We start from the raw sequence: 14,428 nt of genomic DNA, 5'->3' as shown, positions 1-14,428 counted from the left end.
TTTTGGTTTTTACCGGCCAGCGAATTGCCGAAGAAGCACGTTCTTTCCCTGGCTTTTATGATTACTTTTCGTCGTCTGAAGAGCCGTTGTCTGGGGCAATGGTGAGGGGAGGAGGGTTGTTCCCTTTTAGTTTCTTTTTCTTTTTTAAAGGTTTCTTTTCCTTGACCTCTTCCGGTTGATGATGAGCCAAATGCTTTACCACGGCCGTGATCCCGTCCACCAGATTCCCCGCCCTGTCCGGACCTATCGCTCTGGCCAGAGCAACCCCAGCCCCCACCGCGCCAACCAGGGCGAGTAAAACCCGGTTATCGCTTATAAACGGCTTTACCGCTTTGTAAAAGGTCTGGTGTTTGGTTCCTTTTTTCTTTTTCTTGGCCATGGTCTTTTCTGAAAAGAATCTGAAAGTAGTGGGATTCTGGAAGAGGACATTCAATACCTCCTTCCTGCCTTCTCTACGTGTCCCCTAGTTCTGGGTTCTTTTCCTGAAAACAGCCTTAGAACGCACTCTCAGTCAGTCCCTCATTAAAACCGGCTAAAAGCTTGTCCATTATCGTTGCTTTTTGAGCTCCTCTAAGGGGTAGAAGCTGTCGCGCCAGTAGATGCCGCCCTGCCGGATGGTCTTCACCGCCGATGCGATCAGGATGTAGACCATCACCGCGCCCGCGAAGGGGATCATAAGGGCATGCCATCCTTTGCTATGGATGCCGCTTTTGAACTGCATGAGCAGCACCTGGGATAGAAGCAGCACCACGGCCAGCAACTGCCCTGTTGTTCCCGCCAGCAAAAGCAAAGGAAGGGGAAGCACGAAGACCAGAAGCGTAGCCACAGCCATGCCCAGTGCAGTGGGGAAATGGTAATTTGCCACCGAGAACGTGTTCTTCATCAGGCCCCGCACAAACTCCTGAAGGCTGGTGTACCACTGTAAGGAAATTTCCTTATTACCATACACCACATCCTGCCTGAAACCCGCTGCTTTTATCTGTTCGCCCAGTTTCAGGTCATCATCCGGCCGAAGCGAGAAAGCCTTGTGGGTACCCGCCTGTTCGTAGGCGGCCCGTTTGACTAGGTTGAAAGCACCTATTCCAATAGATGCATCAGATTTGGGGTTACGCACTTCCCAAGGCCTCTGTCGAAGTTCCAGCATGATGGCAAACGTGCTCATTACGCTTCTGAACAAGCCAGACGGAGAAGTGATCTCGGGCATGACGGTCAGGTGGTCTAGGCGATGGTCCTCCACGTATTGCATGGCTTTTCTTAAGGCTTGCCGGCCGTACATCACGTCGGCATCGGTGAACAGCATCCATTCCTCTGTAGTATGCAGGTACCCCTGGTACAAAGCGTGGTTTTTTCCTAGCCAGCCCGGAGGCAACTCCGTCACCGTCCTCACTGATATAGCCGGATTTGCCTTTACCATTTTCTCCAGGATCTGCGGGGTACGATCCGTAGACCGGTCATTGATGACCAGGATTCTGGCCTGGGGATAATCAACTTGACAGATGCTGGCCAAGGCCTGTTCCAACTCTGCCTCCTCATCTTTGACGGCCACAATGATAGCCACCGGCGGCTCCGGTGAACCCGCTTGCGGCGAGACGTTCTTCAGGTACTTTACCCTGCGGCTATTGACAAGTAAGTAGATACTCGCGCAAACCCACGCAAAAGTGATCAGCAACGCATAGCCGGTGAGTAACATAATGCAGTGTTTGGTTTGGCCTGTATTTACTTAGAATAAGCAGAAAACGGTATTATTGTTCGGCAGGGTTCCAGAAAAAGTCATTTAGGAACCTTAGTATATGAGCACAAAAAAAGCGGCACTTACTTTTGTAAGTGCCGCTTCAGAGAGTGGAGAATATCGGAGTCGAACCGATGACCTCTTGCATGCCATGCAAGCGCTCTAGCCAGCTGAGCTAATCCCCCGTTTTGATGTTACAAAAGTAATAGCCTTTCTGATAACTACAAAATCTTTTCGGCGCATTTCTTCATTTTGCTTTCCGTGTAACGGCGGATTTTGAGGCACGCCAGAGGTAAATGGCTGACTTGTTTAAACTTATGTAATGATAAAAATTAGCTCAGATAGACAGAAAAAATCGGGCGAAATGTGTTTTCGCCCGATTTTCTGAAAAAGAGGTTAGAAACGTTTACTGGAAAAGGTAACGTACCCCAAGCTGTCCTTGCCATCTGGAAGAGAAGGTAGTGGTCCAAACATCGCCAGTGGGGTTATTGAAGGTGAAGAGCGGCCGGTTATTCTCATCGCGGCGGCTGAACCTCACCAGCTCAACAGCGGCGTTGTTCACGAAGTAGTTACGTCCCCAATCCTCGTTAAACAAATTACCCACGTTGAAGATATCCAGGGTTAGCTGCAGGGTGTGGTTTTTCCCTCCCAGGTTGGCGAAAATATCCTGGGCCAAACGGAGGTCCACGCGGTGGGTCCAGGGCGTGCGGGCGCCGTTTCGCTCAGCATACTGGCCCCGGCGGGTTTTCAGGTAATCATCGTTCTCAATAAAGGCGTTCAGGTCTGCCCACTGCTGGGCTGCGGTGCGCGTCACGGCACCGGAACTGCTGGTGATATCTATGAGCCCACTTTCTTCAATAGTACGCGGCACGTACAGCAAGTCGTTGGCGTTGCTGCCGTCATTGTTAATGTCGCCCGCGTAGAGGTAGGTGAAAGGCGTGCCTGATTGACCTTCGTAGAACAAGGATAAGGTGGTGGAGAAGTTGTTCAGCCATTTAAACGTGTAGCCCCCGGAGGAAATAACTCGGTGCCGGATATCGAAGCGGGAGTAGGAAAGCTCAGGGTCGTTGGGGTTCCGGTATACCTGGTTGAACTGCCAGTTGGACCGGGCGGTGCTGCTGGCCCCGGAGTTCACGTCCTCAGATTTTCCATAGGTGTACGCCACCATGGTGTTGAGGCCCATGTTGAAGTTTTTCTGCAACTGACCAGTTAAGGTATAAGTGTAACCGCGGTTGGTGTTATCCAGCAGAATCACGTTGGTGAAAGAAGAGGAAACCCGCCCCGATGAATATAGCGCCCGGTTGTCTGGGCCACTCAAGGTACCGACGGGGGAGAGCAGGTTGATATCGCGGTACACAATGTCATTCATGGTTTTGGAGTAGATACCTTCTACAGTGGCAATGATGCCTAGAGGAAGGGTGTAGTCCACGGCCAGGTTGGTTCTGAAGGTCTGCGGAATCTTGAAGTCTTCGGAAATCAGGTTGATCTCCGTGGTGCTCACGGCCGGGCCCAGGTTCCGGACCTGGCTGATGTCGGTTACAAACCGGTTTGGCGCGGCCTGGTTTCGTAGCTGAAGCGAGCTGAAAGTGATCCCGTTGTTCACAAACTGATTAGACAGCCACACAAACGGCACCCTACCCGTGAAGATACCGGTACCGCCCCGCACCTGTATGGTTTTGTCTCCGCGCACGTCCCAGTTGAAGCCCAGGCGCGGAGCCCACAGAAGCTGCCCGCTGGGTGTCACATCTGTCCTCAAGCTTGAATAGGGGGTGTTGGCAAAAGCGGTCTCTACGGCCTGGTTGCGGGCGGGTTCATCTGGGATAACCGGAACATCCAATCGCAGCCCCAAGGTTACCCTCAGGTTCTCCAGTACATCCATCTCATCCTGTACATAGAACCCTAACTGCGCGGCGTTGAACTCGGCGGCCGGTGTAGGATTGCTTTGGCTGGCGGAATAGGTCTGCTCTATCTGGAAAGGTCTGCCGGCAAAGAAATCCTCGGCGCTGTTGAACTGGTAGTAAGCGTTGTAGTTGTTGATGAACAGGTTCCGGAAACTGAAGAACTCGTTGTGCGTTCCCAACGTGAAGGTATGGCGCCCCCTGAAAATGGTGAGGTTGTCTGTGAACTCAAAGATGTCCTGGTCCAGCTCGTTAAAGGCCGAACTCCGCTCGGTGCCGGCGGTGATGGTGTTACTGCCGCTTCCTGCAAATCGGATGGTTACCTGCGGAAAGAGTGCGCCGGGTGTCTCCCTGTTATCTCTGATTCTGGAATAACCTACAATAAGGCTGTTAGAGAAGCTCTCAGAGAAGCGGCTGCGCAGCTCGGCTACGGTGCTGTTGGTGGTACTGTTAAACTGGTACGCATTACCCCCAAAGCGGAAAGTGGTGTTGGTACGGGTGATGTTCTCGTCAAAGGCGTCTACAAAGTTGTGCCGTAGGGTCAATTGGTGCCGGTCTGTGATGTTCCAGTCCAAACGACCAAAGATTTTGTTGCTTTCGGTCAGGCGGTTGATAGGCCCTGAGGTGCCCGGGTCATACCCGTACTTGATGCGCAGCGTATCTTCAATTCTTCTTACATCCTCTGCCGGTACAATGGAAGCCGGATCGCCCAGGTTGAACAAGAGCGGCTCGGTGCGGCGGGTAATCTCACCGTTCAGGAAGAAGAACAGTTTGTCTTTGATAATTGGTCCGCCTATCCTGAAACCCGTCTGATAATCTTTAAACTCAGCCGTTTCCTGGCTGGTGACTGGGTCATCGCCTACTATGTTTTCATTGCGCCCAAACGCATAGGCAGAGCCTTCCCAGTTGTTGGTACCGGAACGGGTAACGGCGTTGATCCCTCCCCCGGTGAAGTTCCCAAATTTTACATCGTAAGGGGCCAATACTACCTGGATCTGGTCAATGGCATCCAGGGAAATAGGCTGCGTACCCGCCTGGCCGCCCGGGGTACCGGTGCCGGAGAGACCGAACACGTCATTATTCACGGCTCCGTCAATGGTGATGTTGTTATAACGGTTGTTGGCCCCGCCAATGGAGTTACCGGAGGCTTGTGGCGTAAGGCGGGTGAAGTCCTGCAGGGAGCGGTTCAGCGTGGGTAGGCGCTCAATCTGCTCCCGGGAGACGTTGGTGGCGGCCCCCGTCCGGTCAGCGTTGATCACGGCGCCTCGTTCAGAGACTACCTGCACCTCACTCAGGCCCACGGCGCTGGCTGCCAGGTTTATATCCAGCCTAAGGGTTTGGCCCAGGGAGAGGAATACGTTTTCCCGGCGCTGGTCCTGGTAGCCAATATAGGTAGCGGTGATGGTGTAAGGGCCACCCACCCGCATGTTCTGCAGATTGTACCGCCCATTTTCATTGGCACTGGCGGCATATTGGGTATTGGAAGGAGTATGAACGGCCACAATGGTAGCGCCTGGAAGCCCTGCACCACTTGCGTCTGTGATCTCACCAGTCATGGAGGCAGTAGTAGCGCCCTGTCCCCAACTAAGTTGACCAGACAAACACATGACCAGGAGAAGTATTAGGGGAGTAAATAGTTTTTTCATAAAGGTTCTGTTATGCCAAGCTTTTAAGTGAACTAATGAGCGGCGTTGGTAATAAAGGGCAAAAGGAAGAGGCGCATTAGGGTCAGATAAACTCCTCCAGAGGAAAGATGTGGAGGCAACCAGCCGTGCAGGGCCGGGGAGGGCAGGACCTATATAGTATATGTTTAATACTAACTATTAGTAAATCACCTAGTTAGCCGTTCTCTTTACGGTGCCGCACAGGACAAGTTTATTTCTGCAGAAAACTTATTTCTGCCTTAACACTCAGGTAAAGCGCTAAAATAGTAGAGCCCTTGTCTCTCAGCCTGGCCAGGTGGAACCCAGCAGAGTAAGGTGTTTTCGTTTTATGGCTACTTTCTGTAAACCGGGCTAAAAACAGTGCGAGCCAGATAGGGCTCTGTCCGGCTCGTAAAAAGTAAAGCGCATCAAAAAGGCGAACCTTGTGGTTCGCCTTTTTGATAAGTGATTAAGCTAGCTCATTATTGGAAGATGTAACGCAGACCAACTTGTCCTTGCCATCTTGAAGAGAATGTTGAAGACCAAACATCTGCAGCTGGTTTGCTGAAGGTGAAGGAAGGACGGTTGTTTGCATCACGGGCAGAGAATCTTACCAATTCTACTGCTGCGTTGTTCACGAAGTAGTTCCGTCCCCAGTCTTTATTGATGGCGTTTCCAACGTTGAATACGTCAAGTGTCAACTGCAGCGTATGTTTCTTAGCACCCAGATTAGCAAAGATGTCTTGAGCTACACGAAGGTCTACACGGTGTGTCCAAGGAGTGCGGGCACCATTACGCTCTGTGTACTGACCACGACGGCTTCTCAGGTACTCATCACCTTCAATAAAGGCATTCAGGTCTTCCCATTGTTGATCTGGAGTGCGGGTAACCACACCAGCAGTATTTTTCAGGTCAACCAAAGTAATGTCTTCTCTGTTACGTGGAACGTACATCAGGTCATTACCAGTGTTTCCATCAGCATTCAGGTCTTGCGCATACAGGTAAGTGAAAGGAGTACCTGACTGACCTTCGTAGAACAGAGAGATAGAAGTGCTGAAGTTGTTCAACCAGTTGATGGTGTAACCACCTGAAGCAATCACGCGGTGACGGATGTCAAAACGAGAGTAAGAAAGCTCTGGATCGTTAGGGTTGGTTACGATCTGGTTGAACTGCCAGTTAGAACGGGCTGTGCTGCTAGTACCGCTGTTTACGTCTTTAGACTCACCGTAGGTATAAGCTACCATGGTATTGATACCGTTGGTGAAGGTCTTCTGTAACTGACCGGTTAAGTTGTAGCTATAACCTTTGTTGGTGTTATCTAACAAAATTACGTTAGTGAAAGAATCTTCAATTCTTCTGCCGTTGGTAGAAGTTGGGTAAACAGGACGTGTATCTGGACCTGTTAACTTAGAAGTAGGGTTCTCCAAGTTGATATCTTTATAAACAACGTCATTCAAGGTCTTAGTGTAAATACCTTCAATTGTTGCAATGATACCTAATGGAAGCGTGTAGTCTAACGCTAAGTTAGTACGGAATGTCTGTGGGATCTTGAAGTCTGATGTTACCAGGTTGATCTCAGCAGTTGACCCAGCAGTTCCTAAGTAGCGGATTTCGTCAATGTTAGACTCGAAATTGCCCGCCTTGGTTTGGTTCTGAAGGTTCAAGGTGCTGAACGTAATACCATTGTTGGTAAATTGGTTTGACAACCATACAAATGGTACACGGCCGGTGAAGATACCAGTACCACCACGAAGCTGTACAGTTTTATCACCTTTTACATCCCAGTTGAAACCAGCGCGAGGAGCCCATAACAATTGGCCACTTGGGGTTGCATCTGTTCTTAGGTCAGTATACTCTGGGTATTTGTCAAAAACAGTCTCTACTTTTTCATTCCGGGCAGGGGTGTCTGGCATCACAGGAACATCCAAACGAAGACCTACTGTTAAACGCAGGTTATCAGTAAGGGAGATTTCATCCTGTGCGTAGAAACCAAGCTGCGCGGCATCAAACTTAGCAGCAGGATTTGCGTTGGCGTTGGTGTAGGTTTGCTCAATCTGGAAAGGTCTTTCATCCAGGAAATCCTGAAGGCTGTTGAATTGGTAATAACCGTTTCCGTTGTTGATGAACAGGTTTCTGAATCTGAAGAACTCGTTGTGCGTACCAAAAGTGAAAGTGTGGGCTCCTTTGAATACGGTCAGGTTATCTGTGAACTCAAGGATGTCCTGATCCAGTTCGTTGTAAGCCGAGCTACGCTCAGTACCAGCAGTGATGGTGTTGCTACCGCTACCGTTAAATCTGATGGTTACTTGCGGGAATAGGGCACCTGGCGTGTCGCGGGTATCTCTGATTCTAGAGTAACCAACTAATAAGCTGTTAGAGATGCTTTCAGAGAAGCGGCTTTTCAATTCGGCTACTGTACTGTTAGTGGTGTTAGAGAACTCATAAGCATTGTTCCCGAAACGGAAAGTGCTGTTAGTACGGGTGATGTTGTCATCAAAAGCGTCAACAAAGTTATGGCGCAAGGTCAATTGGTGACGGTCATTGATGTTCCAGTCTAAACGAGCGAAGAGCTTGTTGCTTTCAGTGCGACGGTCAATAGAACCAAAAGTACCTGGATCATATCCGTATTTATCACGCAGGGTCTGTGCAATGGTTCTCACATCAGCTTCTGGTACAATTGAACTGGCATCTCCCAGGTTATTCAAAAGAGGCTCAGATCTGCGGGTCAACTCACCGTTCAGGAAGAAGAACAGTTTGTCTTTCAGGATAGGACCACCCACGCGGAAACCAGCCTGATAGTCTTTGAAGTCAGCTGCTTTCTGGTCAGTGATAGGGTCTTTGCCTACGGTTTTCTCATTACGGCCGAAAGCGTACACAGAACCTTCCACGTTGTTTGTTCCTGAACGGGTTACGGCGTTGATTCCACCACCGGTGAAGTTACCGAACTTCACATCGTAAGGAGCCAATACCACCTGGATCTGGTCAATAGCGTCCAGAGAGATAGGCTGGGTACCAGCCTGTCCACCAGGAGTACCGCTACCAGCCAAACCAAACACGTCATTGTTCACGGCACCGTCAATGGTGATGTTGTTATAACGGTTGTTGGCACCACCAATAGAGTTACCGGAGGCCTGTGGCGTTAAGCGGGTGAAGTCCTGCAGAGAGCGGTTCAAAGTAGGAAGACGCTCAATCTGCTCACGAGACACGTTTGTAGAAGCACCGGTACGGTCAGCGTTGATCACGGCACCACGGTCAGCCACAACCTGTACTTCGCTCAGACCTACTGCGCTTTGAGCTAAGTTGAAATCCAGTTTAAGGTTCTGGCCCAGAGATAAGAATACGTTTTCTCTCTTTTGGTCTTGGTAACCTACGTACGTGGAAGTAATAGAGTAAGGACCCCCAACGCGCATGTTCTGCAAGTTGTAACGGCCGTTAACGTCGGCGCTTGCGGCGTATTGGGTGTTAGAAGGAGTGTGAATCGCCACTACCGTAGCACCGGCCAGGCCAGCCCCACTAGCATCAGTGATTACACCGTTCATTGAGGCGGTTGTTGCGCCCTGACCCCAACTTAGGTGCATAGGCAAACACATCACCACGATGAGCATCAATCGGGTAATAAGGTTTTTCATAAAGGGTTTTTTTTGTGCAAAAAAAGAATTGGTAAAAAGGAAATAGGTAAAAAGAAAAGTAGGTGAGACTACTGTTAAGTTAACATTAGGAATGTTAACAGAATTTAGAAGGGAAGAAAATGCAAAATTCCTATGGGAGGAAAACATTTTATTGGCGGTCAGTGTATTGACGGCGCAAAGATAGAGAGTTAATTCTTTTGTTTTGCAACCAGATTCAAACTTAGCCGCAAGAAAATAAAACCGTTAGCTGCCTGGGGTTAAGGTTTTGCTAACGGTTTTTCAAAGTTGTTAATTAGCACTTATTCTATCCCATTCTTCATTATGGGATTAGTAAAAATACGTAATTCTTCTAGCGATTTTCCTAAAGGGCCGCTTCTTCAAAAAAAGGAAAATTTAATAAAAAGGTAACTTAGATGGCAGGGCGCACGGCCTTCACGAATATCTTCTGGTAGTAAGGAGCGAAGAGGTTGTCTTCCTTCACGCCCAGAGAAGTGGAAGCATGGATGAACAATACCTCGTTCTGGTTTCTCACCTCGGTGACCATACCCACGTGGGTAATGTTGTACTCACTTTTAGAGGAACTGAAGAACACCAGGTCACCGGCCTGTAATTCCTGGGTGGAGATAGGAAGCCCAAACTGGCTCTGCTCGGTAGACGTGCGCGGCAACATGACATCAATGGCCTGGAAAGAGGTGCACAGCAGGCCAGAGCAGTCCATGCCTATGCGGGAAGTGCCTCCAAGTTGATACGGAGTGCCGGTGTAAGACCGGGCGGTGGAGATGACAGTCTCAATGTCGCGGCGCATGGCACGGTTGCTGCCCAGGTGGATGGAGCCTGGCGTATTACGGCCCCGTCCCGAGGAGATATGGATTTCTTTGAGTGGTTTTTTGGAGCCTGATCTACGCGCCATTCTTTCCCGCTTCTTCATCTCGGCAATTTCCCTGGCCGACCGGTACTTTTCATTGGGCTTGCTGAAGGTGGAGTAAGAAGATTTTCCGCAGGAGCCGAGCAGCATCATCAGGCTCAAAAGAAGCAGAGTTGATTTTTTAGAGACGTTGTTCAAGGCTTTCTGTTGTTGGCGCATATCAATAAGAATCAAAGATAAAGCATTCCACTTTTTTATTAAAATGAGTTTCCTCTTTACCCTTCCGCTCCAGCAACTCATTAAAAAAGTATTCAGAAGACACTTGAATGACCGAGAACCCCTATGGTAACGGCCGCAATGATTTGGGCAGTATTTTAATATTGACCACTCAAACAAGGTTTGAAGCTATGTGTTTGACCGTCAATGTGTTTTGGTTAGATATTTTTTGTTGGCTTATTTCAGGCAGCGTTGTGCGTTGAAACACTTGTTTCAAGGCAGATTTTGCAAAAACAGCCTTAAAATGGCTTACACTATTCCTTGCAGAAACGCCACGGCCCGACGCTCAGAATAGTAACGGCCTTTAAAAAAGCCCTCTGAGAAACCCACATGGCCTCCTTCTTTGGGCATCTCCAGGTAGAAGTTAGGGTTCTGCCGGGCCTGCTCCACCGGGAAGCATTCTTTGGACAGGAAGGGGTCATTCTGGGCATTTACCAGCAGCGTGGGCACTTTGATGCGGTGCAGGTGAGAAACCGAGCTGCAGCGCTCATAATAGTCGGCGGCGCTTTCAAAGCCGTGCAGAGGCGCGGTGTAGCGATCATCGAACTGCTCAAACGTAGTGATCTGCTCGTAGCCGGTAAGGTCCAGCTCAAATCGCTGCGACTTCTCTTTCAGTTTTTCGTGAAGAGACTTCAGGAAACGCCTCATGTAAATGCGGTTGGCGGGTTTGGCCAGTTGCAGGCAGGCGCTCTGCATGTGGCAGGGCACCGAGAAAACCGCGGCCCGGGCCACCTGCGTCGGCACCTTATCAGACCATTGTGCCAGGTAATTCAACGTGAGGTTGCCGCCCATGCTGAAGCCCACCAGGTGGATGGTCTGGTACTTGCCCGTCTGCAGGGCGTGGCGTACCACCAGGTCCAGATCCTCCACGGCGCCCATATGGTAAGACCTCAGCAAGTGATTGGGCTCACCGCTGCAGCTCCTGAAGTTCCAGGCCAGGGCATCCCAGCCGACTTTGTTCATGGCCCGCACCATGCCTTTCATGTAAGGCCGGTGCGTATCACCCTCCAGCCCGTGCGAAATCACCACCAGCGTCTGAGAACCTACCTTAGACCAGTCCAGGTCCAGGAAATCCTTATCCGGAGTCTGGATCCTTTCCCGGGTGTACTTGTGGGGTGGAAGGCGCCGGAGCGTACTGGGGAGAATGGTTTGGAGGTGTCCGTTTAAAAGAAAAAACGGCCGCCGGATATCTGGAGTGGGAAGTAAAGGCATAGGGTCACTGCCGGGTAAGTCTCTTGCCGGAGCCCGTAAAAGTAAAGCTTTTCAGGGGCGGCTGCAAACAGAACGGCCGCAGGCAGGAACGGATTGTAATTGTACTATATAAATTCATCGGCCGATTGCATAGGTTGGGCGTGAACAAATGCCCGTAGACCTAAAAGGCAGAATTCTGGAAATAAAAGCCCCTATGTTTGTCATGTTGTTACTTAAAGAGTAGACTTTTATCCTGAATTTACCTGGCGATGAAAAATAAAGATATCGTTGAAAATATAATTCCTCAAAGTCACTTATGCCACCAGACAGAAGGTGAGTTCATGACTGCGGAACAGATGATTGTAATGGCGCAGACCAAACTGGAGTTTCTGAAGGCCATGTACCGCCAGCAATTGGGGTATGAGCTTTCGGTAGATGCCATCGTTGCTTAACTGATTCTCTATCCGGGCTGCTATGGGGCTTCTCCGGGAAAAATGGCTCTGAAACGAGTCCTGCGAGTAGTTGTGTAGCAAATAAAGGCAGCTGCGCCAGGGATAAGATAGCATTCCAAAAGAAATGCCTGACCTTGCGGTCAGGCATTTCTTTTTCAGTAATGAGAAGTATTTTCTTTAAGGCATCTGGTCCGCATCCCCAGAGTCTTTGTCCTTTCTCTTTTTCTTTTGTTTGTGCTTCACCACCTTGGCATCCACGTAGAAGACAATCTCCTCGGCGATGTTGGTGGTGTGGTCGCCCATCCGCTCCAGTTTCCTGATGATGCCGGCCACTTTCAGGCTTTGGTAGATATTATCAGGGTGGGTCTGGAAGTACCGCATGAGCACCTTGTCGGTTCTGCCGTGGATTTTGTTCAGCAGTTTGTCCTGCTTGATCACCTGGCGGGTCAGCTCTGTGTCTTCCGTGAAGAAGGCTTTGCGTACGTTGCGCAGCATGGTCTCGGTGCCCTCAAACATCTCCAGCAGGCGGCTTTCTTCTAACAAGGTGGGCTCAATGGGCGGCTTGGCTTCCTTGAGCATGGCGGCAATGCTCTCGGCGTAATCGCCAATACGCTCCAGGTTGGCGTTGATCTTCAGGATGGCCAGAACCCAGCGCAGATCCACGGCCACCGGGTTGAACAGCGCGAAAATGTTCTCGCACATGCGGTCAATCTTGATGTCATAGGCATTCACCTTTTTCCCGCTTTTGACCACCCGTTTCGCCAGTTCTGCATTGGAGGTCATGAGGGCTTCTCTGCTGGCTGCCAACTGGAAGTCCACCAGATCCCACATTTCCTCCACTTTGGTTTTTATCCGAAGAAGTTCTTTATCTAATTGATTCATATCTAACCTTGATTCTGCTAAAAGAAGGTACTTGAAAAGCAGGACTTACCCTAATGACCTGAGTTGATTTGCTCCATGCGCCAGCGCTACGTTTAAGGCACGTTTTCAGAAAATCGGTGGTAAAACGGAGACGATGACCGGAAATCAACCGAAACGGCCGGTGATGTAGTTCTGCGTGCGCTGGTCTTTGGGGTTAGTGAACAGCGTTTTGGTTTTGGCGTACTCCACCAACTCGCCCAGGTAGAAGAATGCGGTGTAATCGCTCACGCGGCCGGCCTGCTGCATGTTGTGCGTTACAATCACAATGGTGTAGTTCTCTTTGAGCTGATGGATTAACTCCTCGGTTTTGGCGGTAGAGAGCGGGTCCAGGGCCGAGGTAGGTTCGTCCATCAATACCACCGAGGGTTCAATGGCCAGGGCGCGGGCAATGCAAAGGCGCTGTTGCTGGCCGCCAGATAGCTCAAAGGCGCTTTTCTTCAGTTTGTCTTTCACCTCATCCCAGAGGGCGGCTTGTTTGAGGGAACGCTCCACGCGCTCCTCAATGAAACTCCTGTCTTTGGTGCCGTTCACGCGCAGGCCGTAGGCCACGTTCTCAAAGATGGACTTGGGAAAGGGGTTGGGTTTCTGGAACACCATGCCCACGTGCTTGCGCAGATCGTCTACCTGAATGTTGGTTTTGTAGATGTCTACGCCGTCAATGAGAATGTCCCCCTCAATCTTTACGCCGTCAATAAGATCGTTCATGCGGTTGAAGCAGCGCAGGTACGTAGACTTGCCGCAGCCCGAGGGTCCAATGAAAGCCGTTACCTGGTTTTTTTTCATGGCCATGGTAATTCCCTTGAGGGCATGAAAATCGCCGTAATAGAGGTGAACGTCTTTGGTTTCTACACTATTCATATTGCTTATAAGAGGAGCAGCCGGAAAAGTTTGATTCTTGTTTCAAGGCCATTTCAATAAAACCTGGCCCAAAACATAAATTAGTTCATTTTTACTTTTTTGCCGAAGTATCGGCGTAGCCAGTTGGCCAATAGGTTGGCCAGCAGCACAATGAGGATAAGCACGAAGGCAGTGCCGTAGGCCATGGCCCTGGATGCCTCAATGTTGGTGCCGCTGGTGGAGATGACGTACAGGTGGTAAGGCAGGGCCATGACCTGATCAAAAATGCTGGTGGGCAGTTTGGGCAGGAAATACGCCGCCACCGTGAACAGGATGGGCGCCGTCTCCCCGGAAACCCTTCCAATGGACAGGATCAGGCCAGTAATGATGTTGGGAAACGCCATGGGCAATACCACGCGGCTTACCGTCTGCCATTTGGTGGCCCCTAAGGCCAGTGACCCGATGCGGAAAGAATCATCAATGGCCTTGAGCGACTCCTCGGTGGTCCTGATCACCACGGGCAAGGCCAGCAAGCCCAGCGTGAGGGAACCGGCCAGGATAGAGTCCCCGAACCCGAACTGATTCACGAACAAGGTCATCCCGAACAATCCGAACACGATGGACGGAACCCCGGCCAGGTTATTGGTCATGAGTTTCACAAACCGCTTGAACCAGCTGTCTTTGGCGTATTCATGGATGTAGATACCTGAGAGAATGCCAATAGGGAACGCGAACAGCATGCTGCCCGCCACCAGGCACAGCGTACCAACCAGGGCTGGGAAGATACCACCCTCGGTCATGCCCTCGCGAGGCATCTCGGTGAGGAATTCCCAGCTGATCACGGAGATACCCTGCACCAGGATAAAGCCCAGGATCACCATAAGGATAGCCACCACCGTGAAGCTGAGCAGCCGGAAGATGAAGAAGGCCGCGCTCTGCGCCAGGTTCTTGCTTTTATGCGACGATGAAGTAGTTCCGAAAGCCATG

9 protein-coding genes and 1 tRNA gene are annotated in these 14,428 nt (G+C 50.4%); all 10 read right to left on the bottom strand.

Annotation, left to right across the window (positions count from 1 at the left end; genetic code table 11):
- Positions 1-61 precede the first annotated feature (61 nt).
- The 10 genes from J3P34_RS08535 to pstA all read right to left on the bottom strand — a co-directional run bounded on the left by J3P34_RS08535 (position 62) and on the right by pstA (position 14,427).
- Positions 62-379, bottom strand: a complete 318-nt coding sequence (locus J3P34_RS08535; RefSeq protein ID WP_210487867.1) for a hypothetical protein — start codon at positions 377-379, stop codon at positions 62-64.
- A 168-nt stretch (positions 380-547) separates the two neighbouring features.
- On the bottom strand, positions 548-1,690 hold the full coding sequence (locus tag J3P34_RS08530; RefSeq protein ID WP_210487865.1) for a glycosyltransferase family 2 protein: 1,143 nt from the start codon (positions 1,688-1,690) through the stop codon (positions 548-550).
- Positions 1,691-1,840: 150 nt separating this feature from the next.
- Positions 1,841-1,914, bottom strand: a tRNA-Ala gene (locus tag J3P34_RS08525).
- Positions 1,915-2,135: 221 nt separating this feature from the next.
- Positions 2,136-5,273 carry a TonB-dependent receptor gene (locus tag J3P34_RS08520; RefSeq protein ID WP_210487863.1) on the bottom strand — a complete coding sequence of 1,046 codons (3,138 nt, stop codon included), beginning with the start codon at positions 5,271-5,273 and terminating at the stop codon, positions 2,136-2,138.
- Positions 5,274-5,752: 479 nt separating this feature from the next.
- Positions 5,753-8,899, bottom strand: a complete 3,147-nt coding sequence (locus J3P34_RS08515; RefSeq protein WP_210487862.1) for a TonB-dependent receptor — start codon at positions 8,897-8,899, stop codon at positions 5,753-5,755.
- Between the two features lie 409 nt (positions 8,900-9,308).
- Positions 9,309-9,998: a C40 family peptidase gene (locus J3P34_RS08510; protein ID WP_246853609.1), complete on the bottom strand. Its 690-nt coding sequence runs from the start codon at positions 9,996-9,998 to the stop codon at positions 9,309-9,311.
- A gap of 291 nt (positions 9,999-10,289) precedes the next feature.
- Positions 10,290-11,252 carry a YheT family hydrolase gene (locus J3P34_RS08505; RefSeq protein ID WP_210487860.1) on the bottom strand — a complete coding sequence of 321 codons (963 nt, stop codon included), beginning with the start codon at positions 11,250-11,252 and terminating at the stop codon, positions 10,290-10,292.
- Positions 11,253-11,860: 608 nt separating this feature from the next.
- Positions 11,861-12,565 carry a phosphate signaling complex protein PhoU gene (phoU, locus tag J3P34_RS08500; protein WP_210487858.1) on the bottom strand — a complete coding sequence of 235 codons (705 nt, stop codon included), beginning with the start codon at positions 12,563-12,565 and terminating at the stop codon, positions 11,861-11,863.
- A 144-nt stretch (positions 12,566-12,709) separates the two neighbouring features.
- Positions 12,710-13,462, bottom strand: a complete 753-nt coding sequence (gene pstB / locus J3P34_RS08495; RefSeq protein ID WP_210487856.1) for a phosphate ABC transporter ATP-binding protein PstB — start codon at positions 13,460-13,462, stop codon at positions 12,710-12,712.
- Positions 13,463-13,542: 80 nt separating this feature from the next.
- A complete protein-coding gene (gene pstA / locus J3P34_RS08490; RefSeq protein WP_210487854.1) occupies positions 13,543-14,427 on the bottom strand; it encodes a phosphate ABC transporter permease PstA in 885 nt (294 codons plus the stop codon).
- Between the last annotated feature and the right edge of the window lies 1 nt (position 14,428).

The sequence above is a fragment of the Rufibacter aurantiacus genome (genome assembly GCF_017916345.1).
Lineage (GTDB): Bacteria > Bacteroidota > Bacteroidia > Cytophagales > Hymenobacteraceae > Nibribacter > Nibribacter roseolus.
This window is presented reverse-complemented; position numbering and strand designations above follow the sequence as displayed.